We start from the raw sequence: 23,883 nt of genomic DNA, 5'->3' as shown, positions 1-23,883 counted from the left end.
GCAGCGGAACCCGGGATACTAGCAGCAGTAAAACCCGGGTTCCGCTGCACTGCACCCAGGCTACATCTACTTAGTAATACCCCTGAAACTCACACCTGCATTATAGATTAAGCAATTAGCTGTAAAGCCATCAAATAATTAACTCTAATATCTGATCCTAATGAAGCCTTCCTTAAAAAGGGGTTGTAGTCCATTCCTTTCAATTCGATCAAGTCAAAATCCCAAGGTCGGGCCATGGTAAGTAACTCACTTGGTTTTATAAATTTTTTATAATCGTGGGTCTGTTTAGGTAATAAGTTGAATATATATTCTGCAGCAATAATTGCCGTAGCATAAGCCTTAATTGTTCTACTAATTGTTGATACAAATAATAGGCCTTGCGGCTTCAGTAATCGTCTACAGTGTTCGAAAACCAATCCAGGATTTTCTACATGCTCCAACATTTCCATGCAAGTGATCACATCAAAACGCCGGTGATTATATTCTTCCACTGAAGTAGATAGATAATTAATCTTCAGATGATTATTTTTTGCATGTTCTTGAGCGATTAAAATTGCCTCAGATTCTGCATCTATACCAGTAACATGTGCCCCTGAGCTTGCCATAGCTTCACAGAGGATACCTCCACCGCAGCCCACATCCAAAACAGTCAAATCATTTAAATGGGTATGCTGCTTTATAAAATCAAGCCTTGTTTGATTTATGTCATGAAGAGTTTTAAGAGGCCCCTCAGTATCCCACCATAAGCTGGCATGCTGAGCAAATTTACTAATTTCTTTGGGATCAACAGTTGATTCAGGATGACTCATATTTGTAATAAATCCAGAGGTTTAAAAAAATCGATAACTCGCTGATTGGTAATAAAACTTACATTATAAGGATGTTCTGCAATAAGTCCTATAGGTAATTTATTTTGTGCAGCAGTTTCTGCAATTTTACCCAATAAAATCAATTGGACAGAAGGTTTAATTATAGCCAATTGACTAAAAAGGCTTTGCATAAACGGTTTCCATTGTCGTGCGTGGTAAGGAACTTTACCTTCACTATAAACTAAAGAAGCATTGAGCAATAAGATTCCTTTCGTCATCATTCCTTCAAACAATTGTTGCGCCGTTTGTACTAAAGAGCTTTTATCCAGTAGTGCTATATTGGCTTGTGACGTATTGGAGTCTAATTCACCGCGTGCGACAAGCAACATTTTAATCCAATTACGCAAAGAAGTTGCTCTATTAACTGCTTTACTTAAGCCATTTATGCTCCATAAGTTACCAACTGAATTATCCCAAAAAGCATATCCGTTCGCTGAATCTTGCCGAGGATAAGGAGATTCACCCAGCAAAATATATCGAGTTTTAGCTAGCGGTAAGCTGAAGGCCGCGAATAGACTCTCCTTCCCTGGTAACCAATGTTCATCATGCATTAGCAGTTGTAAATAATGCTGGTCCATTGTTTCTAGTGCTTTGGTAACAATTTCTTTCCAATCAGAATGACAATTGTTTAATAATGATTGATTATCCACTTTTATGCTCGGTGAAGAGAATTCTAATGATACTTCCACTCTGCCTCCTTAAACGGGCCGTATACTTTACAAGATATATTCAATCTTCTGAGTACTCCGGTAAATAAAATGTAACCGCAGTAATGAATACACCATCGTAACTGCTCTATCTATTTTCTTCAATTAAAACCTAAAATTTATCCCGAGAGCATTAAGCGAATTCTATCAAAAATAACTATCGCACTTCATAGATCTTTTTCATATAAGAGAGAATAAATTATATTATGTAAGGCTCCAGATTGTTTTGATTTTTTCCAAATAGGAAAATGAGTCACCTACAGCATATTGTTTTTAAACAACTACAAAACAACAAATTTTTACTTGCTTATTAGTGCTTTTGTGGTTAAAAATAGAATTTACAGGGAGATTCTTAAACACAGGGAGTGTTGTATGTCTACTAAAGATCAAGAACTTGAAACACTTATTAAAAGCGATACTAATGCTTCTGTTTCAAATAAAGTAATCCTTCAAAAAGCTTTGTCACAGATGAGTTTTTCTGATGCGGCAAAAAAAATATTACTAGATCCAAGCTCTCCTCCGGCTGATTTAGATAGTTTGCAAAGTATTGCTTTAACCCAAGAGCATTTAACACAAGTCAAAAAAAGTCTAGGAGCAATAGTTGATAGTTTACATGATAATCCAAGCCTTATTTCACGTGCAGCTGCTTTTTGGGGTGAGCTACCTCTGTGGCAAAGAATTATTGGTGGAGTTGCTATAACAGGCCCAACCCTCATTATTGGAGCTGCAGCACATATTGGATTTCTCGTTACAATTAGCGGAATAAGTGCCGTAGCGTATACTACAAGCGGAATTGTTCTTGATGACCATCATTATCATACAAAAAATATTGCACAAAAATTAAAAGAGGGAATTTTTGGAGTTGCAGAAATTCTTGAATTAACTATTGGCGCATTAGATTCAATTCGTAAAAAATTGGCTGTTGAAATAGATAAATTTAAAGAAGAGAATGAAAAGCTCGCCCAAAATATTACGCGATTAAATGAAGAAGTTGAGACTTTGAGCGCTCAGGTAGAGGTTTATGTTGAAACAGAAAAATTACTTCGTAAGACAAAGGAAAAACTTGAAGAAACAGCTGCCTCTTTAAAGCAAGATCTTGAAAAACAAAATGAACAGTTTCAAGCCACTCAAAAAGAGCTTTTAAAAGCACAAGATGAACATTCTAAAAGTCTATTGCTCTTATCTCAAAAAACTTCTGAGTTATCGGAAGTTAGGAAATCAATGGGGACTGAACTAGATAAAGCTAAAAAAATTGCCACTTCTCTGGAAGGAACAGTGAAAGTTCTATCTACTGCAGCAATCAGTGACACCAGTCAACGACAAGCTTTTCAAGAAAAATTAAATAGCTTTTTAACGGATAAGTCAGCTAGTTTTGATGAGGTAACCGAGCGGATGTCTAAAGCAGAATCTGAACTTTCTTTAGTTAAGTCTGAATTAAAAGCGAGTACAGAACGATTTAATAAGTTATTAGAACTTCAAGAAAAGCAACTTCTACGTCTGCAGGGACTCGATCGACGCGTTGACTCGAGCTTTCATCCAGAGCTACAGCAGACTAAAAGTGATGAACAAGTCAAATCTGAGGGTTTACTGAGTAAATTTGGTTTTATGGCTTTGCCCCAAATATGGCCGATAACCAACACACCACAACCTGCTAAACAAAACGCATCACTTAGCTCTGTGCCATAGCAAAAAAACCTCAATTTGTCTTTTCCTCCGAGTCGAATTACTCGGAGGATTTCATTTATTTTCCTTGGGTATAACGTTGTGAACTACCCTAATTTCAGCTATTCTGTATTTTTAGCTCTAAGTTAAAAGCCGTGATTAAAGCATACAAGAAACTGATAAATATAATAAAAAATAATCAGGAAACGATGGTGAAACAACTCCATCAGTTTTGTGAGATTAATTCTGGCACAACTAATTTAGAAGGGTTAGCCCAAATGGCTTATTTATTGCAAACAGCCTATAACCCCATAGCTGATACAATTCAGATAAAAAAACTTCAGAAATTATCTGCTATAGATATGTCTGGCAATACAGTATTACAAACCTGCGGCGATGCTCTATTTATTAGAAAACGACCTCACTTGAAACGTCGAGTTTTGCTCAGCGGACATATGGATACCGTGTATGCTGCAGATAATCCTTTTCAAAAATTAACTTATATTAATGATAATTGCATTAATGGCCCTGGCGTTACCGATATGAAAGGTGGGCTTATTGTGATGTTGCATGCTTTATCTGCTTTCGAACAAGATGAGTGTGCCGCAGAACTTGGTTGGGATGTTTTAATTAATTCTGATGAAGAAATTGGCTCACCGGCATCCAGCCTTCTTTTCGATGAGTTAGCAGCTAATTATCAAGCAGCTTTAGTCTATGAGCCAGCGATGACTCCAAATGGCACTTTAGCAAAAAATCGCAAAGGTAGTGGGAAATTGACACTTATTGCTACTGGAAAAGCTGCGCATGCAGGACGAGCTTTCTCAGAAGGGCGAAATGCCATTTGCTATTTAGCTGAGGTAATATGTGCCGTTGACGCCCTTAATGGGAAGCGCGAAGGAGTGACCATTAACGTAGGAAAGATTGCAGGCGGTGAAGCACTCAATGTAGTTCCTGACAAAGCAGTAGCGCAGCTTGACATTCGGATTAGTCTCCCTGAAGATGAATATTGGGTACGAACTGAGTTGGACAAAATTATTGGACAATTAAAACGCCAAGGTTATTCTTTAAATATACAGGGCGTTTTTGGTAGGCCCGTTAAACGTGTATGTTCTGGTACAAAACGTTTGTTTCATCGTATTCAACACTTAGGAAAAGAGCTTGGTTTAGCTATAGATTGGCAAGATAGTGGTGGTTGTTGTGATGGAAATAATTTGGCTCAACATGGTTTACCTGTTCTAGACACACTTGGGGTTAGGGGCGGTAATATCCACAGTGCAGAAGAGTATATTTTACTTGATAGTTTATCCGAACGCGCCGCACTCAGTACCCTACTCTTGCTTGACCTAGCTCAAGGTGGTTTAGAGGATCTAAAAAATGATGCTATTTCGTAGTGCTCGTGATACAGATTTAGATGCGATTCATTATTTGGCTGAGGAAAGTGGCATAGGAATAACAACGCTTTCCAAGGATAAAAAAATCCTAAAAAAACGACTTCACTGGTCTACTGAATCATTCAAAAAAAATATAGTAAAACCGCATAATGAATATTACTTATTTGTTTTGGAAAACCCTACAAATAAAAAAATAATAGGTGTTTCCGGAATTGAGTCATGCATTGGACATGAGGCTCCTTTTTATTCTTACAAAATCTCCAAGCGTACTCGAATTTGTCGTTCATTAAATATACGAAGCGATTATGAGGTTTTAAGTTTAGTAAATGATAATCAAGGGCGCAGTGAAATCTGCACCCTTTTTTTAGAGCCTAAATACAGGAAAAATAAAAATGGACTATTACTTTCCAAAGCCCGTTTTCTGTTTATCGCCCAACACCCAGAACGTTTTGCTTCGACTGTAATCGCTGAAATGCGCGGCACTTCAGATATAAATGGCATATCACCCTTTTGGCAGAATGTAGGAAGTCATTTTTTTCATATGTCTTTTGCAGAAGCAGATCGACTCACTCTAGCAACAGACAAACAATTTATATCAGACTTGATGCCTCGTAATCCTATATACATTAAATTGCTGTCACCCGAAGCCCAAGCAGTAATAGGTCGAGCCCATCCATCGACACAGGCGGCCATGAACATTTTGTTGAGAGAAGGATTTCGATATAACAAGTACATTGATATTTTTGATGCGGGTCCTACACTTGAAGTACCACTACCCAAAATCAAAACTATAGAACTAAGTCGAATTGTAACCATTAAAAATATTAGTGATGAAGTAAGCAGTGCTAACTATTTATTAGCAAATACACAATTGGATTTTCGTGCAACCATTAATAGTGTTCTAGTAAACAAAGAAAATAACACCTGTATTATTAGCAAAAAAACAGCAAGTGTCCTCCAAGTTAAATGTGGCGATCAACTGCGCGTAGCTCCTTTATTATTTAATGATGGAGGGTTAAATGATTAAATCATCTATATTGAATGGCAAAGGACAATATATTAATGGCCAGTGGATTAAGGGACAGGGAACTACTCTAGAATCAGTTAATCCGAGTTATGGCACATTATTTTGGCAAGGTACAAATGCGACTGAACAAGAAATTTTCGCTGCATATCATGCAGCACAACAAGTGCTTTTCCCCTGGTCGACTCTTGATTTTGAAACTCGTGCAAATTATATCCAGAAATTTGCCAAACAAATTGAAAAAAATCGCGATCAACTAGCATATTTAATAGCAGTAGAAACTGGAAAACCTTTATGGGAAGCACATACCGAAGTCAATGCAGTTATAGGAAAAATTAATTTATCCATTCAAGCTTACCAGGAAAGAACAGGCACAAAAGTAACCAAGACGACTGAAGCAAATGCCTATCTTCGGTTTAAACCCCAAGGTGTTGTAGTCGTTCTCGGTGCATTTAATTTTCCAGCTCATTTGAGCAATGGCCATATAGTCCCTGCTCTTTTAGCAGGAAACACGATTCTTTATAAGCCAAGTGAACATACACCTGCCGTAGCTGAATTTGTCATGCAATGTTGGCATGAGTGTGAACTACCTCCTGGAGTAATAAACTGTTTACAGGGAGATGCAACCTGTGCAAGAACCATGCTTTCACAAGACATTCAAGGAGTATATTTTACAGGCAGTTATGCTACGGGATTGCGCATTCATCAACAATTTGTTGACAAGCCTGAAGTCATCTTAGCACTTGAAATGGGAGGAAATAATCCTTTAGTTGTTGATGAAGTGACTGATCTTAATGCGGCTGTTTACCATACACTACTTTCTACCCTAATTACTGCTGGTCAACGATGTACCTGCGCACGGCGTGTTATTATACCTGACACGGCTCAAGGCGATGAGTTTTTAAATCGGTTTATTGAAACCTGCTCATCTGTCAAGGTTGGTCCCTTTGACCAAAAACCAGAGCCATTTATGGGGCCAGTTATCAGCTATGTACAAGCTCTTAAACATCTCCATAGCCAAAAGAAACTGATTGAGTCAGGTGCTATTTCTTTATTGCCCATGACATTACTTACTGAGTATACAGGTCTACTCTCACCAGGTGTCATTGATATGACACATTTTGATAATCCACCAGATGAGGAAATTTTTGCTCCTTTGGTACAAATTCATCGTTATACCCACTTTGAACAAGCAATTAATCTGGCAAATCAAACTCGCTATGGTTTGGTTGCGGGTTTATTAAGTGATAATGAGCAGTATTATCATCAATTTTATCAGCGAGTCCGGGCTGGCTTAATTAATTGGAATAGGCCTACTACAGGGGCAGCCGGTAGTCTTCCTTTTGGTGGAGTTGGATTAAGTGGAAATCATAGACCAAGTGCCTATTTTGCTGCAGATTATTGTGCTTACCCTGTAGCTAGTATGGAACAACCTCTTTTATCAATGCCAGAACAGATGTTACCCGGTATTACTTTGTAACCCAAATGTAGATATCGCAGCCTGGGTGCAGCGCAGCGGAACCCAGGATCAGAGGTTCATTCATATCCGTAAACCCGGGTTACGCTGCGCTGCACCCAGGCTACGATGCACCTATAATTGGGGGCAAACAGTTACATAAAATTTAAAAACGGAAAATTAAAATGAACGTTTATGAGTTAAACATGGACGGCCTAGTCGGCCCTACCCATAATTATGCAGGTATTGCTCCGGGTAATCTTGCATCTCTTTATAATGCACTGGCAATTTCCAATCCCCAAACAGCAGCTCTGCAAGGCATAGAGAAGATGCGTTTACTTCACAAAATGGGTCTAAAGCAAGGATTATTTCCGCCACAGCAACGCCCTAATCTAGAGCTACTCCATCAATTAGGCTTTTGTGGTACACCCACAGAACAAATTAATAAAGTTTATAAAACGGCACCTGAACTGCTTAGTGTGTGTTATTCGGCATCCAGCATGTGGGCAGCCAATGCAGCTACAGTTTCTCCAAGCACAGATACGAATGACCATAAAGTTCATTTTACTGCAGCAAATCTCATCAGCAATTTGCACAGACATCAGGAGGCGGATTTTTCAAAAAAAATGCTGGAGTTTATTTTCTCTAACCCCAATTATTTCCATCATCATCCTATTCTGCCACGCTCAACCATTACTGGAGATGAAGGTGCTGCAAACCACAGTCGTATCTGTCAAAACTATAGCCAACCAGGAGTTCATCTTTTTGTTTATGGGAAGAAAGCTTTAGGGAAAAATCAGTCAAACTTTGGTCCAATAAAATATCCAGCACGACAGACTCGAGAAGCATCTGAAGCCATTGTACGCCAACATCAATTATTGGAAAACAATGTTGTGTTTGCCTGCCAAAATCCAATCGCCATCGATCAAGGAGTTTTTCATAATGACGTTATTTCTGTGGTCAATGAATCTGTTTTTTTAGTTCATGAACAAGCGTTTCATCAGCAGAGCTCTGTGTTTAAAGAGTTAAGTGAAAAAACGCCCTTTCCTTTAAATATTATTCAAATTTCACAAAAAGAACTGAGCGTTGTCGATGCAGTTGAAACCTATCTTTTTAATTCACAAATTATTAGTTTAAAAAGATCAAACTCAATGATGCTCATTGCTCCTTTTGAGTGTCAAAATAATCCACGCTCCAATGCTTGTATCGAAAGAATACTTGCCGATGAATCAAACCCTATCAACTCGGTACATTTTCTTGATCTGAAACAAAGCATGCAAAACGGTGGTGGCCCAGCTTGCCTGAGATTGCGTGTTCCATTGAATGAAGCAGAACTTCAAGCCATGCATCAAGGCGTATTAGTCAATGATGAGTTATTAAAGTCCTTGGAAAAATGGGTATTAAAGAACTATCGTACTGAGTTAGTTGCAGCAGACTTAGCGGATCCCCTATTTCTTGAAGAGTGTTTTTGTGCCTTGGATGAATTAACTCAAATCTTAAAACTTGGGTCAATTTACCCCTTTCAATTAGAGACGATACGCTAAAATGTGGAGAACGAAGTTAGGAAGATGCATTTATACATCCCCTTCGGGTTATAAAGTATATCAAAATTTATGCTATCGATGGCTGACATTGGGTAGTAATGCGTTACAAACGGTAATTAATCGTTATAAACCTCATAAACCTATTTTATATTATCTTCAGGCACTGACGTTAATGGCACGTAAATATCCAGGAACAACGTGCATGTTAGGGTTAGGTGGTGCAGGAGTTGCGTTAATGCTAAAGGATATTCCGTTAATCGCGGTGGATAATAGTAAAGAAGTTATCGAAATTGCAAAACAGTTCTTTATGATAGACCGCTTAAAAAATTTAACCGTCATCCATGAAAATGCGGAAGATTATGTACAAAATTGCGAGACAAATTTTACCCACCTAATCGTTGATCTGTATAATGCAAACCATTTTCCACTCGAGTGTGCTAATGCTAACTTTTTTGCCTCATGTCACAAAATAATAACCGAGAATGGATTTTTGGCTATAAACTTAGCCAATATAAAAGAACAATATCCTATTTTTCAGTTAGTTAAAAATCAATTTAAGCATACCTTAGTCATTCCAATAAGAAAAAGTGCCAATATGGTTATTTTTGCCGCAAAAAATGAAAGTAAAGAACTATTTATGAATAAAATAAAAGAAACGGCAGCTTTTAAACGAATTATATGGGTTGATTCCTGGGGATATGTTGGAGATTATAAACAAACGAACTGGAAGCGATTAGTGACTAATTTTAGGAAGAAATTTTAGCTCTTTTATTTGTGTTATTAATGGCGTAAAAAATAAAAACATTACTTTTTGCTACTAACTCAACCACCTCAAATAGGTTGATATTACATTCACCGACATTTCGTATTGATCTAAAGATAAACATACTGACTATTTATAGTCTATACTTATAAAGTATCAATTTTCTTGTATGTCAAACAAGACTCATTGCATCAAGTCGACTTCGTAGACTTAGATGTCTCGAAGTATTTCACGAGATAGCAACAATCGTTGGAGAGAGACATGAGTGAAGAGAAACATGAAAAAAAACAATATATGGTTACGCTTAATATGTCAGATTAATTGATTTAAAAGAGATGCTTGAAGAAAAATTAAAAGATTTCGAAAAAAGTTCAGATAGTCATCTCGGAATATTCAAGGGTAGTATTGAAAAAATTATTAAAGATTTGGAAATTCTTGCTCGATTTAGAGAGCTAGATAACCTTCCGACTATAGACTTACAATATTCGGCAGCTGGAAATATGTATAAAAATGTACAACTTCTCTATTCTACACTTAAATATGAAGATCCACGAATACTAAAAATTTTAAAAAATGAAGATCTAGCAAAAATTCCCTCTCAAGAAGCGGAGAAGTGTCATGAGAGTGAGTTTAATGATGAAGCTGAAAAGATTCAAGATAAAATTTTGGGAAAAATTTCTAGAAGGCAAGAACCTGAGGAGGAGGAGGAGGAGGAAGAATTGGATTGGGGTAGCGAAGATGAGGAGGGTTATACACCCAGATGACTACAAAAAAATTACTGTGTTGAAAGACAATACCTCTGTTGTTAATTCATTGATCGCGTTCATTTGCTTGGATGTTTTAAATAAACCAATAGCAGTGATACCCCCAGCTATGGCACCTAATTCCGTACTTGAAGTGGCAACAGATACAGCTGTAGTGTAACCGCCTAAAACTCCAGCAGCTACACATCTAGGTATAAAAGCTTAGTGAACATCATAACGTGAATTCTTACTATAAAATAACTGATTTATCCCAAGAGGATACTTCAGCAGTAAAATTAGCGAGAGCTTCCACTTCCGTGGAGGGCTTAAATAAACCATATGCAGTAATACCACCAGTTATTACCCCTGATAGTGCACTTGAAGAGGCAACAGTCACCGCAGCAGTATAACCGCTTAATAAACCAGCAAAAAAAGCTCCAGGACCAGTCCACCAGCTATATGCAACTCCAATGGCGAAACCAATTAAAGCTGTCACAGTTAATACGATGGCAGCTGCAGCAACCGCAAGCACCGCTTTAAGTACGTTAGGATGTTCATCTCCTAAAATAATTTCACAGTTTTTTGTAAACTTCTCTATAGCCGCAGCTTTCTCCTTTGGAGTAACGCTTGGAACACCAGTTTTATTCAATATAATGTTTGAAAGTTCATCTAATTCAATTCCTATTAATGTGTTTTTTGCCTTTGGAAGACTGATGATACTCTTTTTCAGTTTTGTAACGGCCTCACTCCATGACAGTAGAAGTTTACCTTCACAATGAGTACGGATTAGATCAAAAAGCGCTTCTACATTATCTCCATTGTTTGCTGAAGTAATGATGAAGTTGGTAAATAATTCTTTTGATTTAATTTTTTCTAATGCGTTACTATTTGCCCTAGAAGAGTCTGATTTTGTTCCAACACAGATAATAGGAACAAGGGGAGCAAATTGGCGAAACTCTTGGATACGGCTAGTAATTTCTTGTTCTTTAATTTCTTCTGTCAAATCAACACAAAAAACACCTACATCAGCTCCCTTGTAATAATAGGGATTAATTTGCTTAAATCGTTCTTCTCCTGATATATCCCATAAGTCCACAACGTTATTGGAGTCAATTTTTCGAGATAAAAAATCAACACTTAAGGTAGGAGCCAAGTCTTCTTCAAAATCAATTTCCTTTTGGGCAATTTTATGATTTAGTCTAGTTTTACCACTTCCCTGTTTCCCAAAAACAACAACTTTATATTTCATGAGGAACCTCCAAAAACCATTTCAGAAGGGTTATAGGAAAAATATATTAAGTGACTTTTTTATAATGGATAAAAAAACTTAATAATACATTCATATCATGACTAAATTAGAAATTAAATAAAATACTTGGTGTTTTTGAATGATAAATGAAGCAAAAAGTTTTGTTGCTGCTTGAAGTGGTGTGAATCACCTCAAGCATTAATTTGATCTAGATTTCCATTAAATCTTTTTCTTTTTCAGCCAATAAGGCATCTACTTCTAGAATATATTTATCGGTTAGTTTTTGAATGACTTCTGTTGCTCGACGCTCATCATCCTCAGAAATAGCTTTATCTTTAACTAATTCTTTTAATTGACTATTTGCATCTCTTCTAATATTTCGAATGGAAACTTTTCCTTGTTCTCCTTCATTACGAACAACTTTGATTAGCTCTTTTCTACGTTCTTCAGTCAACGGAGGCATAGGAACGCGAATAGCAGTACCTGCTGTAGCAGGATTCAAACCCAAATCTGAGTTCAAAATTGCTTTTTCTACAGCTGATACCATGGATTTTTCCCAAGGTGTAACCAATATTGTGCGCGAATCACTAGCAGTAACGTTGGCAACTTGATTCAATGGAGTCATCGTTCCGTAATAATCAACTTGCACATGGTCCAGCAAACCAACATTCGCTCTTCCTGTGCGAACTTTGACTAGATCGGCCTGTAACGCCTCGATAGTTTTTTTCATTCGCTTTTCTGAATCTTGCTTAATCTCATTAATCATGATTAGCTCCGACTATAGTTCCCACGCGCTCTCCAGATACAATTCTTTTCAATGCATTAGGTGCAGTCATATCGAAAACCTGCAATGGCATGCCCTGATCTTGACAAAGACAAATTGCAGTAGAGTCCATTACTTCTAAACCTTGTGTTAGTACTTCAATATAAGTTAAATAATCATATCGTTTGGCATTTGGATTTTTGAAGGGGTCTTCAGAGTAAACACCATCCACTTTAGTTGCCTTTAAAACTACATCAGCGCCTATTTCAATGGCTCTTAAACAAGCCGCTGTATCAGTAGTGAAAAATGGGTTCCCTGTTCCCGCTGCAAAAATAACAACATGTCCGGTACGCAAATGTGTAATTGCCTTGCGTCGATGATATGGGTCAACAACTCCTAGCATGGGAATAGCTGACATAATACGCGCTGGCATATCAATTCGCTCTAAAGCATCTCTCACCGCTAAAGCATTCATTACTGTGGCCAGCATACCCATATGGTCACCAGTTACACGTCCTACTCCTGCCTGAGAAAGTGCCTTACCACGAAATAAATTACCACCACCTAATACGAGACCAACTTCAACGCCCATCTTTATTAATTCAGCGATATCCCTGGCCAAAGTATCCAAGACCGAGGGATCGATACCGAATTGTGACTTGCCCATAAGGGCTTCACCGCTGTATTTTAGCAAAATACGCTTATATTTTAATGTTGGGTGACTTTCATTCATCATGTACGAACCTGAGCCATCACTTCTTCCACAAAATTGTCTTCTTTTTTCTCTATTCCTTCACCAACTTCATAACGTACAAAGGAAAGCACTTCCGTATTTTTTTCTTTTAAAAGTTGTCCAACTTTAATGTCTGGATTCTTAACAAAAGGCTGACCTAATAAACTTACTTCATCAATAAATTTATTGATTCGACCTTCGATCATTTTATCGATAATTTCTTGTGGTTTGCCACTTTCTTTTGCTTGGGCTGTAAAAATTTCACGCTCATTTTCAATAGCCTCAGCAGATACTTGATCTTTGCTTACTACAATTGGCTTACTGGCTGCAATGTGCATAGCAATATCTTTGGCAAGTTCTTCGTCGCCCGTTTTAAGTGCAGCCATGACACCGATTCGTGAACCATGCAAGTAATAACCAATAACGCCTGCATCACATGACATACGCTCCAGACGTCTTAATTTAATGTTTTCACCAATTTTTGCTACTAATTCTTGACGAGCTTGCTCTACAGTATTTCCAGAAGGAAGCGCAATTACGGATAATTCAGCAATAGTTGCAGCAGAACTGTTTAATGCGGCCTCAGCAACCTTATTAGCAAAGTTAGTAAAATTCTCATCCCGAGCAACAAAGTCTGTTTCACTATTAATTTCAAGCATTACTGCTCTACGTCCATCCGCAGAACGAGCAACAATCACCACACCTTCGGCAGCAACACGATCCGCTTTTTTATCTGCTTTTGCTTGACCTGCTTTACGCATTTCAATGATTGCAGCCTCAATATCACCATTGGTTGCTATTAGAAATTTTTTACATTCCATCATGCCAGCACCGGTACGTTCACGTAACTGCATGACTAAACTCGCACTAATTGACATTTCATTTCTCCGTATAGCAAAAAGGGGGCAAATTGAGGTGTTCAGACACCCGGCCCCCTATATTTTTAAGTTTAATTATTCCCCAGCTTTTTCAGAATCACTAGCTTGTTCAACAACTTCAACAAATTCAGCATCAGATGAACCTGCACCTACTGTGTTACTGCCTTTAGCATCTAAAATTGCATCAGCAACACAACGTACATAGATATCAACTGCTCTCATAGAATCATCATTACCAGGAATAATATAATCAATGTTTCTTGGGCTATTGTTCGTATCAACAACACCAATAACGGGAATTTTTAGACGATGAGCTTCTTCAACGGCAATGTGCTCAAAACCAACATCGACAATAAACAGAGCATCAGGCAATCCGCCCATATTCTCGATACCACCTAAGCCTCTTTCCAATTTTTCAAGTTCACGAGTCAACATTAATGCTTCTTTTTTTATCATTCCATTCAGCAGACCCTTTTCCTTCATTTCTTTTAATTCTTTTAAACGAAAAATAGACTGACGTACTGTTTTATAGTTGGTTAACATACCACCTAACCAACGGTGATCAACATAAGGCATGCCACAACGTTTCGCATGTTCACGAATACTGTCTTGTGCTGCTCTTTTAGTACCTACAAAAAGAATCTTTGCTTTGTTAGATGCTAATCTTCCAACATAGTTTACTACGTCGTTAAGCATCACCATCGTTTTTTCAAGATTAATAATGTGGATTTTATTACGTGATCCAAATATATACTCACCCATTTCAGGATTCCAAAAACGTGTTCTGTGTCCAAAATGAGCACCTGCTTCAAGCAATTCTCGCATACTAATATTCATTTTTTATCTCCAGGGTTATTCCTCCACGCTTCCCATACAAAACCCTTACGGGACCCTATCGTATGTGACGAAACGTGTGTGTATTTAAAAGCGCGACATTTATAACACATTCGGCGAAATTCATCAATTGAATTTAGCGTCAAATCTTTTTTTTTATCTTGTGCTAAGCTTTTTATTAATGATTCCTTTTGGTCGTACAGAGTATACGAAAAACTGGCTTTTTATATGCGGTAATTTATTGAACTCTAAAATAAAGAAAAAAAATGTATCAATATAACCCAAAATTACATGTAAAAATCTGGTTAAGCAATAATCCAAATGTATTCATGAACTTGGAGAACCAAATTCGTCTTATTGAAATGCGGGAGAAAAATCCTGACGATACCATTCATTTGGTATATGAATCTACCCTACTCACTCAGACATCAATTAATGCGCTTCGCGAATTTTGCAGGGAACATCGTATCGTCTTCATCGATGCGAACGCAATTCATTCTTCACTTCAATCATATAATGAAAAAAAATTATACGAGTTCTATAAAGATGAAATTTGTAATTTAAAAGCAGGTGGAAATTTAGCTGTTGCAAGTGATATTTTAAGATGGCTTTCCCCAATATTTAAAAAAGGTACTTATACCGACTTTGACTTTCCGGTTGATACCTCACATCTTCCTAAACTCATTCCGACTGAAATGCCAATACTACTCAACATTGGCAGCTTAAAAATAAGAAGCAAAGAATTTATTCTCGCAAATAACGATTTTGTTGCTATAGTAGACGCAATAGCAGCAGCGAAAGATATCGAACGAGTGCAAAGCGGGCTTATTGCCAGACTATCTCATTATGATACTGACTTCATTGAGCGTACTGAAACTGAATTAAGCAAAGACAGTTTTATAAATCGTTATCTCTTAAAATTCATGAAAAATCGTTCTGAGTCACTTTATATAGCAAAATCGAAAGAAATTATTCCACCAGATACATCTAATTCTTCATTAAATATCAGAAAATACATTAATGAGGTAATGACAGATAAAAATAAATTTTTAGATTTTAATAAAGTATATCCGCAAGAAACTCATATGGAAGTGATAAAAAGATTGAGAAACGATCTACATGCTCAACTGAACCTTGTAAAATATCTTTTTTTTAATAAGGAATATTCCTTAATTAAACGTATTTTAGAAAAAAAAGATGATAAATTCTTATCATACTTAATGCAAAAGGAACGTGATCTTTATCTTAAATCAATTGTTGTATGTACAACGGGGCCAATACAGATATCGAATGCCCTATTTGATGGATATGTTGTGAGTGCGGATAAATTTATCAAAGATATCCAACCCCACTCTTTTAATCATTATGGCTTGCAAAATGCTTTTTGCTCACAAAATTCTATCCCTTTGCATGAAAATGTTTTAGGAATGCTCAAATTTCTTGGTGTTGATGAAGGAGAATTAAATGATTCTTCATGGTTAGATTCCGGGAAAAAATTACAAACTTCGCGTACTAAATTGCTTGTTGCGCGACAAAAGGAATTGGCTTTAAGCCTACCTACTACTTTTTCTATAATAAGAAGTGATGTAGAAGAATACATCCAAAAAGTCACACCAATCCCAAGTCCATCTGTTTCAAGAGAAAAAAATTATCCCAAAATAGCAGATCTTAAACTTATATTAAGTTGTTTTAATAAAAAAAATGAATTCAATATTTTACAATTTAAAAAAATTTTAATAAATATTCAAGAACATAAACAAGATGAGTACACGCAGAAATTAGTAGAGGAACTAGAAAAGCTTTCTCATGATGCAGTAATCTTTAGTCTTGCTAAAAATAAAAAAATAAAATTAGCTCTTCCTGATTATCGGTTACCCCAATCATCACCACCTCACTTAAGGAAAAAAATTAAAGGGATTAGCCAGTACATGCATAACCTGATTACTTGGCCAAAATAGATTGGAATTACCTGTTTATAGATTGGCTCTAACATACTGTATTTATTCATACTATAGTCTATACTCCAATAAAGTCATCGTCGATGACAAAGGACAAAACAGGAAAGTTGGTATAATTATTATGAGGAATGGATAATGAGTAAAAAACTTCTCTGGTTATCAACCATCGCACTAGTAATGGCCATAAGTCAGCCAGGTTTTGCATGTATTGGTGACTCAAAACACTGTAATTCTCATCATCGATTTGATAGGTTAGCCCAAGAATTAAGTCTCTCTGCAGATCAAAAAGCCAAGATAAAAGCATACAAAGAAAAAGCTATGGCTTCACTCAAAGAAAATTATGCTCAACTCAGATTATTGCGTAGTCAAATTAGCTCTATGATCCAATCTGATAAAATTGATGAAGCAAAACTTGATACTCTAATCGAAAAAATAAACAAAATTAGAGGCTCCATGTTAAAAAGTAGAATAATGATGCAGCATCAGATGTTTTCCCTTTTAAATGAAAAACAAAAAGCTAAGTTTCTTGAATTAAAGAAAAAATGGTATTTGCATCATAATGTTTAATCGCCGTTTAAATGCCTGACTTTCTAATGATCAGGCATTATTATTTTCATACTTTAATAAAATTTACATTGTCTTTTTCAAAAATCTCGGGTTACGCTACACTGCACCCAGGCTACAAAGCTACATTTTAAGTTCTCTATAACATTAATATTATTATTTCTTGCGCTCAGCAACCGCTTTAAAATTTATAGTTACCTCATCTTTTATTTCACTCGTACTAGACCAATCGCCTTGTCCTATACCAAAATCCAATCGTTTTACAGTAGTATGTCCTTCAACAACCAGATGATCTTTAGGGGACTCAACCGCTGTAAAGGTAAGTGTTACTGGCATCGATTTATTCTTTATGGTTAATGTTCCAGCCGCTTCGTAATTCTTATCATCCTTTTTAGTGAACTTAGTTGATTTAAATTCAGCTTTTGGAAACTCTTTGGCGTTAAACCAATCTGAACTGACTAATATTGAGGTTATTTCGGCATATGCAGTTGTAAGTGAGTTAATGTTCACTACTACATCTACTTTACTGTCTTGATAATGAGCAGGGTCTGCCTCTATTGTTGCAGAAAACTCTTTAAATGAGCCAGTAACAGGTGCGTTATTTTGTGTTGCAGTGAAGCTTATACTGCTTTCATTAGGAACAAGTGTCCATTCAGGTAAAGCATTCGCATAGGTACTATTCAAAAAAAATAGAAAGATAAAATACTTTATTATTTTCATGGGAACATTCTCCGTAATATATCATCCTTGTTAATAAAGTGATGTTTTAGAGCTGCAGCTGTGTGCATACAGATCGCTGCAATGAGCGCGTACCCTAACCATTCATGGATCCATTGAAATAAAACTCTGTTACTTTCATCAGGTGCTATAAGGTTAGGTAAGGTAAATAGTCCAAAAAATGATGCAGGTAATCCAGCGGCTGAAGTAATTAACCAACCAGTAATTGGCATGGCAAACATAAACACGTAAAATGCCCAGTGCATACTGCGCGCAGCAATTTTTTCCAGCCAAGGCAAAGCAAGTTCAGGCTGCTCATTACTCAGTCGCCAAATAATTCTAAAAATCGCTAAAAAAAGGACTAATAAACCATACTCTTTATGCCATCCATAGAACTTCAATCTTTGGGGGTTCCATGGTAAAGATACCATGTACAACCCCAAAACCAACAATCCAATAATTAACAGAGCAATAATCCAATGAAGTATTATAGTAACAATACCAAAGTGAGTTGTGCTGTTTTTGATTTGCATAAGAGGTCCTATTTTTTATCCTGATATGCTTCTGCACCAATTGAAATATCAACTTTATCACCTACAGAAGGCAGAAAAGCATTTATCCCGAAATCAGAGCGTTTTATAGAGGTCATGGCTGTAAAGCCAACTGACATTTTATTGGTAATTGGATTCATTCCTTCTTTATTTAAGGTAACATCCAACACCACTGGTTTACTTACCCCGCGCAATGTTAGGGTACCATCAACTGTTGCTTTATTATTACCTTGAGGGGTAACTTTATTGCTGACAAAAGTTGCGGTAGGAAAATGTTCTGTATCAAAAAACAACTTACTTTTTAAATGCTTATCCAATTCTGGAATACCAGTAACCATATTAGCAACATCAATTTTCACATCGACTTTACTTTGACTTGGATTATCTTTATCAAGAATCAATTTACCTGTTGCGTACCATTTACCATACTGAGTTGAAAAGCCCAAGTGATCAATACTCCACAGTACAAAAGTATGATTTTTATCTAAAGTAAACGTTTCGGGTGCAGCATAAATTGGCGCAGAGAAAGTGAATGCCATAAACAATAATGTGGACAAGCCGCTTAGAATTTGCTTCATAATCAATTTCCTTATTTTCAATGTGAATTCTAAATCAATTTTAATTACTTATTCAGGTTTGAGATTACCACCAACAATCCGTTCACATAGTCCTTTTGGTAACAAAATAAAAGCATCTTTTTGTCGGTCTTTAGTAGCAGAGGAAGCGCATGATGCAGTTGCAGTAGCACAATCGTTCATTCCCTTTTTCGCAATTCCATAACATTTTTCTGTTGCAGCACTCGTATCATTGGTATCGGCAGCTGAACTTCCAGTTGCAATGAGAATAAAAAAAGTAGTCATTACTGATTGGATCAACTTATCCCGTGTAAACATTATTTTCCCTTTCATTAAATGAATTCTTCATTAACATACAATAGTGGCATTGAAACAACAAGTAGGCGGTATATTTTTTGTGGTATGCTATTATGGTTGAGAAAAGCTCAACAAGGAATGTTCAAATGTTCAAGGATATTAAGTGTCAGCAGAGTTTGCTCTCTATAAATTTTTTATTTCTTGCAATTATTTTTCTTCTTATCTTTTCACCTTGGCTCAGCATCAGTTATACAACAAATTCAATTCTTACGATGTTACTGGCATTCTTATTTATGCTAATACATGGGATAATCGGATGGGGTGTTAGAAACATCCTCGTTTTTCTCGTGATCACATGGATTTTTAGTTTTTGCTCTGAAGCCACTGGCGTTGCTACTGGTGCAATATTCGGCCGGTATCATTATACGAATCATCTAGGACCTAAATTATTAGGAGTGCCTTTTATGATTCAGGTATCCTATGTTGCTATGGGTTATTCCAGTTTAATGACAGCTCGTTTGATTTTAGGCATTAAGGGAACTCCTAAAAAATCAGCCCTATTTTTTAGCACATTGATTGGTGCAATGTTAATGGTTGGATGGGATCTCTGTTTAGACCCTTATGAGTCTACCGTTGCAGGTGATTGGATTTGGCCTCAAGGAGGACCTTATTTTGGGATTGGTATACAAAATTATGTAGGCTGGTTTTTTACTGTATTTATTTTTATGTTTTTATATCAACTTTTTGCCTCATATTATCCTGAAAAAAACCCACACAACACATGCAAAGCATTTTGGAGTCAACCACTTATTTATTATGCGATCATGGCACTGTCTATTATTTTAGTACCTTGGGTAGGTGGTGTGTCTGAGCCTATTGCTTCTCCTGAAAATTATTCAGGAGCATTGCATGACTTAATCTATAGTTTGTCACTGATCACTGTTTTTACTATGGGAACACCTTGTCTTATTGCTTTAGCTAAATTATTTACTCAAGAAAATGGGCAGGAAAAGTAAAAAATTGGATGTCAATAATTTAGCTATAAAAAATCAATCATTGTTAAATCCCCTCCAAATGGTACTTTTGCCAAAAGAGGGGAAGTAAGTTTTCGGTTTAACGTTGCAATATTAGCGGATAAAGCCTGCATGTTTGGGTCAATGCAATTGGCAATCCAACCCGTGCATTGAATGTTATTTGCAAGCAAAGCAGCTTCCGTCAACAATGCATGATTAATACATCCCAATTTCATCCCAACTACTAAAATAACTGGGATTTTAGTGATTTGTAAAAAATCAATCCAAGTGTCGTGGTCATTTAAAGGCACCATTAATCCACCCGCACCCTCAATAAATAATGTTTCAATCCCATCCAACTGCAAATTGAGGCAATAATCTGCTATTTCAGTAAGGGATAAACAAACTCCTTCACTCTCTGCAGCAATATGAGGTGAAACAGGCAATTTAAATCGCCAGGGATTTATTACTTCCATGCTGATACTTTTCTTACTATTTTTTTGTAAATGCTCCGCATCACTGTTGACCAGCTTATTTTCTATCTCCATACATCCACTTGCAATGGGTTTAATTGCAGCTGCCGATGAAAAATAATTTAACAACTGGGTTGTTACATAAGTTTTACCACAATCAGTATCAGTGCCAGTAATAAAGAAACGCTTCATTTAATAAATCCTCGGATTTCTTCGATAAATAAATCCACATGAGATAAAAAAGGCATGTGTGCAGCACGTTTGAACAGTATATAATTAAACTCAGGATAGTTCACTTGCATGGAATTCATTGTTTTAATCGGAACAATAGGATCAAGTCGACCAAACATAAAACATGCGGGCTTGCCGAACTGTTTTAGCTCCTCACGTAAATCCCAAGTTTCTAGAGTTTTAAGACCTAACTCTAACCCTTCAGGAGATGGAAGTTTATCTGGGAGATGTTGCAGTCTATCATTGATCGCTAATCCATTAAGCTCCATAAATTCTTTTAGGGTAGCACTTGGTTCTTCCAATAATTTTTTATAAAATTTTTTAAATACCTCTTGAGAAACACCTGGCCATAAATTTCTATGTAAAAATCGTGGCGATGAGGTCACGTTAATAAGATACTCTACTCGATTAGGTTCTTCTACTGCTAAACGAGTGGCATATAACCCACCCATAGACCAACCTATTAATGCAAACTGGTTAGGTAATTGATTCACTAAAAACTGTTTAAATACATTCCAGTCCATGATTGGACTATGACCAAAACCTGGCAAATCAATTAATATAAGCTGGTAATCCATAGAGAGTTTAGGCACTAATGGCAACCAAACATGACTGTCAAATCCCCATCCATGAAAAAAAACCAGAGGAAATCCTTTTCCGTAACTATGAATTTTTATGTTCATAAATAAAACTTAACTTTTCAAATAACTCACGGATCTGTTCCGGAGTGTGATTGTAATTCAATATGATACGCAAACCGGATGCTTTTGTACTTACTGTAGGTTTCCTTATAGCACAACAACTAATCCCTTGTTTTTTCAACTCTCGATCATAATATAATGCTGAATGTGGGCAACCTAATTGAAGTTGTTGAATTGGACTCATAGAATCAGCCCAAGTTAAAGGAGACTGTTTAATATATGATCTAAATAAAGTGATTAATTGTGTTAGTTTCGACCTCCTCTCCTCCGCATTAACTATAAATTCCAAAGCATGTAATAAGCCATAACTTAAGGCTGGGCTTACAGCAGTTGAATAAATAACTGAACGCCCTGCTTGTAATAAAGCATAAATCCAGTCTGCTTTACCAGCAACAAGTGCACCTTGAGCGGCATAGGCTTTTCCTAACGGAATAATCCTTAATGGGACTTCATTTTGAGTTAAACCGTGATGTGATACTGCCCCCCTTCCTTGAGTTCCTAAGATTCCAAATGAATGCGCTTCATCAACTAAGAGTGAGCTTTGGTTCATTCTACAAAGAGAAGACAGTTTTGCTAAAGGGGCCAATTGGCCACTCATACTAAAAACACCCTCCGTAATTAAAGCAGAGCATTTGACTGAAGCTATTAATTTACGAGCTAAATCATCTAAATTATTATGCAAATAGCGTGTGTAGTTTACTTGTGATAAAGCTAATCCATCATAAATTGATGCGTGTATTTCTTTATCAATAAAACAATGTACTTTTAATTTACCAAGTAACGCCGTAACTGCGAGATTTGCCGCATATCCTGAGGAAAATAAAATGCAATCATCTACCGCCAATAAGTTAGCAAATGCCTCTTCAACTGCTCGGTGATTCGGGTGATACCCACTCAACAACATCGAGGCACCGCTACCTGCAGGATATAAGGCATACCCACGCTGGTAACCTTCTGAAATACGTTTGTCTTTGGCTAACGATAAATAATCATTGCTGTCAAAATGAATTAATGACGAGTCGTCAGCATTGATTAGTCTATTTCTTAATAGTCCTTCATGTGCTAACTGATTCGTATAATCCTTAATCTTATGACTTATAGCCATTTATACCATCTCAGTTAAACCTAGCTTGTCAAAAAGAGTTTTATCCTTAGTCCGTTGTGGATTTTCTTCAGTGAGAAGTTTATCACCCAACCACACAGAATTAGCTCCAGCATAGAAACATAGAGCTTGTAACTCCTCACTCATTCCCACTCTGCCAGCGGATAATCTGACCATACTTTGGGGCATTAATATTCGCGCTGTCGCAATAGTCCGAACTAATTCAATCCCTTCAACTTGTGCTGCCTTTGCAAGAGGAGTCCCTTCCACTGGAATAAGACGATTTATTGGAACACTTTCTGGGGGTGACTCCATATTGGCAAGAGTAAATAAAAACTCTATTCGATCTTCTCTTGTTTCGCCTAGACCCAATATTCCCCCGCAACAGACACCTATCCCAGCGCTTCTTACATGTTCCAAAGTTTCAAGACGCTCACTAAATTTGCGTGTTGTTACTACTTTTTCATAGTATGAAGGTGAGGTATCAATGTTATGGTTATAATAATCCAATCCAGCTTCCTTTAAAGAGGTTGCTTGTTCTTGATTGAGCATCCCTAAAGTCATACAGGTTTCTAATCCTAATGCCTTAACGCCTTTAACCATTTCTTTCAAGTTATCCATAACTTTATCTGGTGGACAGCGCCAAGCAGCACCCATGCAAAAACGTTGTGCCCCACCCTCTTTTGCTTCTTTTGCACATTTTAAGACATCTTCAACAGACATCAATTTTTCTTTTTCAACATGCGTCTTATAATGGCCACTCTGTGAACAATAACCACAATCTTCAGGACAAGCACCCGTTTTAATGCTAAGCAAGGAGGCAAATTGCAATGAATTCGGTTGATGATTTGCTCTATGCACCGTAGATGCCTGGTGCAACAAATCATTAAATGGTTGTTCATAAAGCGCTGTAATTTCAGAAATAGACCAGTGCTTCTTAGCTTGAGTCACAACAGTTCCTCCTCTCAAGGATATTAAAAACAGCTTAGGCAAGCAAAGAAAAGCCCAGCTGCATTCCATATTTCTCATTTTATTTACCTAGCGAACATGATAAAGTGCCGCTTAATCTTGTCAACCAAAATTTT

General features: G+C 36.8%; 25 protein-coding genes. 10 read left to right on the top strand and 15 right to left on the bottom strand.

Annotated elements, in window-relative coordinates; all coding sequences use genetic code 11:
- Positions 1-107: 107 nt before the first annotated feature.
- Positions 108-809 (bottom strand): bifunctional 2-polyprenyl-6-hydroxyphenol methylase/3-demethylubiquinol 3-O-methyltransferase UbiG, encoded by a 702-nt coding sequence (ubiG, locus tag Lstg_RS10320; RefSeq protein WP_058477577.1) that lies wholly within the window; start codon positions 807-809, stop codon positions 108-110.
- Positions 806-1,558, bottom strand: coding sequence for a uracil-DNA glycosylase family protein (locus Lstg_RS10315; protein ID WP_058477576.1), 753 nt, complete (start codon positions 1,556-1,558; stop codon positions 806-808). Before Lstg_RS10315 ends, ubiG begins: the two co-directional genes overlap by 4 nt.
- A 390-nt stretch (positions 1,559-1,948) precedes the next feature.
- Between Lstg_RS10315 and Lstg_RS10310 the strand changes: the two genes are divergently transcribed.
- From Lstg_RS10310 to Lstg_RS10280, 7 genes are all read left to right on the top strand, one after another.
- Complete coding sequence (locus Lstg_RS10310; RefSeq protein ID WP_058477575.1) at positions 1,949-3,262, top strand: LegC2/C7 family Dot/Icm T4SS effector; 1,314 nt, start codon at positions 1,949-1,951, stop codon at positions 3,260-3,262.
- 131 nt (positions 3,263-3,393) lie between these two features.
- Complete coding sequence (locus Lstg_RS10305; RefSeq protein WP_082650830.1) at positions 3,394-4,629, top strand: hydrolase; 1,236 nt, start codon at positions 3,394-3,396, stop codon at positions 4,627-4,629.
- A complete protein-coding gene (locus Lstg_RS10300) occupies positions 4,613-5,656 on the top strand; it encodes an arginine N-succinyltransferase (RefSeq protein ID WP_058477573.1) in 1,044 nt (347 codons plus the stop codon). Before Lstg_RS10305 ends, Lstg_RS10300 begins: the two co-directional genes overlap by 17 nt.
- The gene (gene astD / locus Lstg_RS10295; RefSeq protein WP_058477572.1) at positions 5,649-7,133 is read left to right on the top strand and encodes a succinylglutamate-semialdehyde dehydrogenase; all 1,485 of its coding nucleotides are present in this window, start codon (positions 5,649-5,651) and stop codon (positions 7,131-7,133) included. The genes Lstg_RS10300 and astD overlap by 8 nt, the downstream gene beginning before the upstream one ends.
- A gap of 161 nt (positions 7,134-7,294) precedes the next feature.
- Complete coding sequence (gene astB, locus Lstg_RS10290; RefSeq protein ID WP_058477571.1) at positions 7,295-8,653, top strand: N-succinylarginine dihydrolase; 1,359 nt, start codon at positions 7,295-7,297, stop codon at positions 8,651-8,653.
- 1 nt (position 8,654) lies between these two features.
- Complete coding sequence (locus Lstg_RS10285) at positions 8,655-9,416, top strand: class I SAM-dependent methyltransferase (protein WP_058477570.1); 762 nt, start codon at positions 8,655-8,657, stop codon at positions 9,414-9,416.
- Positions 9,417-9,751: 335 nt separating this feature from the next.
- Positions 9,752-10,180, top strand: a complete 429-nt coding sequence (locus Lstg_RS10280; RefSeq protein WP_058477569.1) for a hypothetical protein — start codon at positions 9,752-9,754, stop codon at positions 10,178-10,180.
- Between the two features lie 229 nt (positions 10,181-10,409).
- Here the strand turns inward: Lstg_RS10280 and Lstg_RS10275 are convergent, their stop codons facing one another.
- The 5 genes from Lstg_RS10275 to rpsB form a co-directional block, all read right to left on the bottom strand.
- Positions 10,410-11,408 carry a Rab family GTPase gene (locus Lstg_RS10275; protein ID WP_058477568.1) on the bottom strand — a complete coding sequence of 333 codons (999 nt, stop codon included), beginning with the start codon at positions 11,406-11,408 and terminating at the stop codon, positions 10,410-10,412.
- A 208-nt stretch (positions 11,409-11,616) separates the two neighbouring features.
- Positions 11,617-12,174, bottom strand: a complete 558-nt coding sequence (gene frr, locus Lstg_RS10270) for a ribosome recycling factor (protein WP_058477567.1) — start codon at positions 12,172-12,174, stop codon at positions 11,617-11,619.
- Positions 12,167-12,907, bottom strand: coding sequence for a UMP kinase (pyrH, locus tag Lstg_RS10265; protein ID WP_028380479.1), 741 nt, complete (start codon positions 12,905-12,907; stop codon positions 12,167-12,169). The genes frr and pyrH overlap by 8 nt, the downstream gene beginning before the upstream one ends.
- Positions 12,904-13,782, bottom strand: a complete 879-nt coding sequence (gene tsf / locus Lstg_RS10260; protein ID WP_058477566.1) for a translation elongation factor Ts — start codon at positions 13,780-13,782, stop codon at positions 12,904-12,906. Before tsf ends, pyrH begins: the two co-directional genes overlap by 4 nt.
- 75 nt (positions 13,783-13,857) lie before the next feature.
- Positions 13,858-14,619, bottom strand: a complete 762-nt coding sequence (gene rpsB, locus Lstg_RS10255) for a 30S ribosomal protein S2 (RefSeq protein WP_058477565.1) — start codon at positions 14,617-14,619, stop codon at positions 13,858-13,860.
- A gap of 263 nt (positions 14,620-14,882) precedes the next feature.
- On the opposite strand from rpsB, the gene Lstg_RS10250 reads away from it, so the two are divergent.
- Both Lstg_RS10250 and Lstg_RS10245 read left to right on the top strand, forming a co-directional pair.
- Complete coding sequence (locus Lstg_RS10250) at positions 14,883-16,574, top strand: glycosyltransferase family 88 protein (protein ID WP_058477564.1); 1,692 nt, start codon at positions 14,883-14,885, stop codon at positions 16,572-16,574.
- A gap of 135 nt (positions 16,575-16,709) precedes the next feature.
- Positions 16,710-17,141 carry a Spy/CpxP family protein refolding chaperone gene (locus Lstg_RS10245; RefSeq protein ID WP_058477563.1) on the top strand — a complete coding sequence of 144 codons (432 nt, stop codon included), beginning with the start codon at positions 16,710-16,712 and terminating at the stop codon, positions 17,139-17,141.
- Between the two features lie 153 nt (positions 17,142-17,294).
- On the opposite strand, the gene Lstg_RS10240 is transcribed toward Lstg_RS10245, so the two are convergent.
- From Lstg_RS10240 to Lstg_RS10225, 4 genes are read right to left on the bottom strand one after another with little or no spacing between them, the layout of a single operon-like run.
- Complete coding sequence (locus tag Lstg_RS10240; protein WP_058477562.1) at positions 17,295-17,858, bottom strand: YceI family protein; 564 nt, start codon at positions 17,856-17,858, stop codon at positions 17,295-17,297.
- Entirely contained in the window at positions 17,855-18,388 is a 534-nt protein-coding gene (locus Lstg_RS10235) for a cytochrome b (RefSeq protein WP_058477561.1), read from the bottom strand. The genes Lstg_RS10240 and Lstg_RS10235 overlap by 4 nt, the downstream gene beginning before the upstream one ends.
- Before the next feature lie 8 nt (positions 18,389-18,396).
- Positions 18,397-18,984, bottom strand: coding sequence for a YceI family protein (locus Lstg_RS10230; RefSeq protein WP_058477560.1), 588 nt, complete (start codon positions 18,982-18,984; stop codon positions 18,397-18,399).
- A 48-nt stretch (positions 18,985-19,032) separates the two neighbouring features.
- The gene (locus Lstg_RS10225) at positions 19,033-19,299 is read right to left on the bottom strand and encodes a BufA1 family periplasmic bufferin-type metallophore (protein WP_058477559.1); all 267 of its coding nucleotides are present in this window, start codon (positions 19,297-19,299) and stop codon (positions 19,033-19,035) included.
- Between the two features lie 125 nt (positions 19,300-19,424).
- On the opposite strand from Lstg_RS10225, the gene Lstg_RS10220 reads away from it, so the two are divergent.
- On the top strand, positions 19,425-20,294 hold the full coding sequence (locus Lstg_RS10220; protein ID WP_058477558.1) for a carotenoid biosynthesis protein: 870 nt from the start codon (positions 19,425-19,427) through the stop codon (positions 20,292-20,294).
- Positions 20,295-20,317: 23 nt separating this feature from the next.
- Here Lstg_RS10220 and bioD read toward each other — a convergent pair whose 3' ends face one another.
- The 4 genes from bioD to bioB are packed head-to-tail and all read right to left on the bottom strand — an operon-like array spanning position 20,318 to position 23,749.
- Entirely contained in the window at positions 20,318-20,956 is a 639-nt protein-coding gene (bioD, locus tag Lstg_RS10215; RefSeq protein ID WP_058477557.1) for a dethiobiotin synthase, read from the bottom strand.
- Entirely contained in the window at positions 20,953-21,678 is a 726-nt protein-coding gene (locus Lstg_RS10210; protein WP_058477556.1) for an alpha/beta fold hydrolase, read from the bottom strand. The genes bioD and Lstg_RS10210 overlap by 4 nt, the downstream gene beginning before the upstream one ends.
- Positions 21,659-22,801, bottom strand: a complete 1,143-nt coding sequence (locus Lstg_RS10205) for an aminotransferase class I/II-fold pyridoxal phosphate-dependent enzyme (RefSeq protein ID WP_058477555.1) — start codon at positions 22,799-22,801, stop codon at positions 21,659-21,661. Before Lstg_RS10205 ends, Lstg_RS10210 begins: the two co-directional genes overlap by 20 nt.
- Positions 22,802-23,749 (bottom strand): biotin synthase BioB, encoded by a 948-nt coding sequence (gene bioB, locus Lstg_RS10200; protein WP_058477692.1) that lies wholly within the window; start codon positions 23,747-23,749, stop codon positions 22,802-22,804.
- Positions 23,750-23,883: the final 134 nt, after the last annotated feature.

Source organism: Legionella steigerwaltii, from assembly GCF_001468065.1.
Lineage (GTDB): Bacteria > Pseudomonadota > Gammaproteobacteria > Legionellales > Legionellaceae > Legionella > Legionella steigerwaltii.
This window is presented reverse-complemented; position numbering and strand designations above follow the sequence as displayed.

Excerpts from the sequence above, each read along its gene's own strand:
- Lstg_RS10220 (WP_058477558.1), top strand. The coding sequence starts at position 19,425 with ATGTTCAAGGATATTAAGTGTCAGCAGAGTTTGCTCTCTATAAATTTT.
- Lstg_RS10275 (WP_058477568.1), bottom strand. The coding sequence starts at position 11,408 with ATGAAATATAAAGTTGTTGTTTTTGGGAAACAGGGAAGTGGTAAAACT.
- ubiG (WP_058477577.1), bottom strand. The coding sequence starts at position 809 with ATGAGTCATCCTGAATCAACTGTTGATCCCAAAGAAATTAGTAAATTT.
- Lstg_RS10205 (WP_058477555.1), bottom strand. The coding sequence starts at position 22,801 with ATGGCTATAAGTCATAAGATTAAGGATTATACGAATCAGTTAGCACAT.
- Lstg_RS10280 (WP_058477569.1), top strand. The coding sequence starts at position 9,752 with ATGCTTGAAGAAAAATTAAAAGATTTCGAAAAAAGTTCAGATAGTCAT.
- Lstg_RS10300 (WP_058477573.1), top strand. The coding sequence starts at position 4,613 with ATGATGCTATTTCGTAGTGCTCGTGATACAGATTTAGATGCGATTCAT.
- Lstg_RS10240 (WP_058477562.1), bottom strand. The coding sequence starts at position 17,858 with ATGAAAATAATAAAGTATTTTATCTTTCTATTTTTTTTGAATAGTACC.
- astD (WP_058477572.1), top strand. The coding sequence starts at position 5,649 with ATGATTAAATCATCTATATTGAATGGCAAAGGACAATATATTAATGGC.
- bioD (WP_058477557.1), bottom strand. The coding sequence starts at position 20,956 with ATGAAGCGTTTCTTTATTACTGGCACTGATACTGATTGTGGTAAAACT.
- Lstg_RS10245 (WP_058477563.1), top strand. The coding sequence starts at position 16,710 with ATGAGTAAAAAACTTCTCTGGTTATCAACCATCGCACTAGTAATGGCC.
- Lstg_RS10225 (WP_058477559.1), bottom strand. The coding sequence starts at position 19,299 with ATGTTTACACGGGATAAGTTGATCCAATCAGTAATGACTACTTTTTTT.
- Lstg_RS10285 (WP_058477570.1), top strand. The coding sequence starts at position 8,655 with ATGTGGAGAACGAAGTTAGGAAGATGCATTTATACATCCCCTTCGGGT.
- Lstg_RS10210 (WP_058477556.1), bottom strand. The coding sequence starts at position 21,678 with ATGAACATAAAAATTCATAGTTACGGAAAAGGATTTCCTCTGGTTTTT.
- pyrH (WP_028380479.1), bottom strand. The coding sequence starts at position 12,907 with ATGATGAATGAAAGTCACCCAACATTAAAATATAAGCGTATTTTGCTA.
- Lstg_RS10235 (WP_058477561.1), bottom strand. The coding sequence starts at position 18,388 with ATGCAAATCAAAAACAGCACAACTCACTTTGGTATTGTTACTATAATA.
- tsf (WP_058477566.1), bottom strand. The coding sequence starts at position 13,782 with ATGTCAATTAGTGCGAGTTTAGTCATGCAGTTACGTGAACGTACCGGT.
- Lstg_RS10310 (WP_058477575.1), top strand. The coding sequence starts at position 1,949 with ATGTCTACTAAAGATCAAGAACTTGAAACACTTATTAAAAGCGATACT.
- Lstg_RS10230 (WP_058477560.1), bottom strand. The coding sequence starts at position 18,984 with ATGAAGCAAATTCTAAGCGGCTTGTCCACATTATTGTTTATGGCATTC.
- Lstg_RS10250 (WP_058477564.1), top strand. The coding sequence starts at position 14,883 with ATGTATCAATATAACCCAAAATTACATGTAAAAATCTGGTTAAGCAAT.
- frr (WP_058477567.1), bottom strand. The coding sequence starts at position 12,174 with ATGATTAATGAGATTAAGCAAGATTCAGAAAAGCGAATGAAAAAAACT.
- astB (WP_058477571.1), top strand. The coding sequence starts at position 7,295 with ATGAACGTTTATGAGTTAAACATGGACGGCCTAGTCGGCCCTACCCAT.
- rpsB (WP_058477565.1), bottom strand. The coding sequence starts at position 14,619 with ATGAATATTAGTATGCGAGAATTGCTTGAAGCAGGTGCTCATTTTGGA.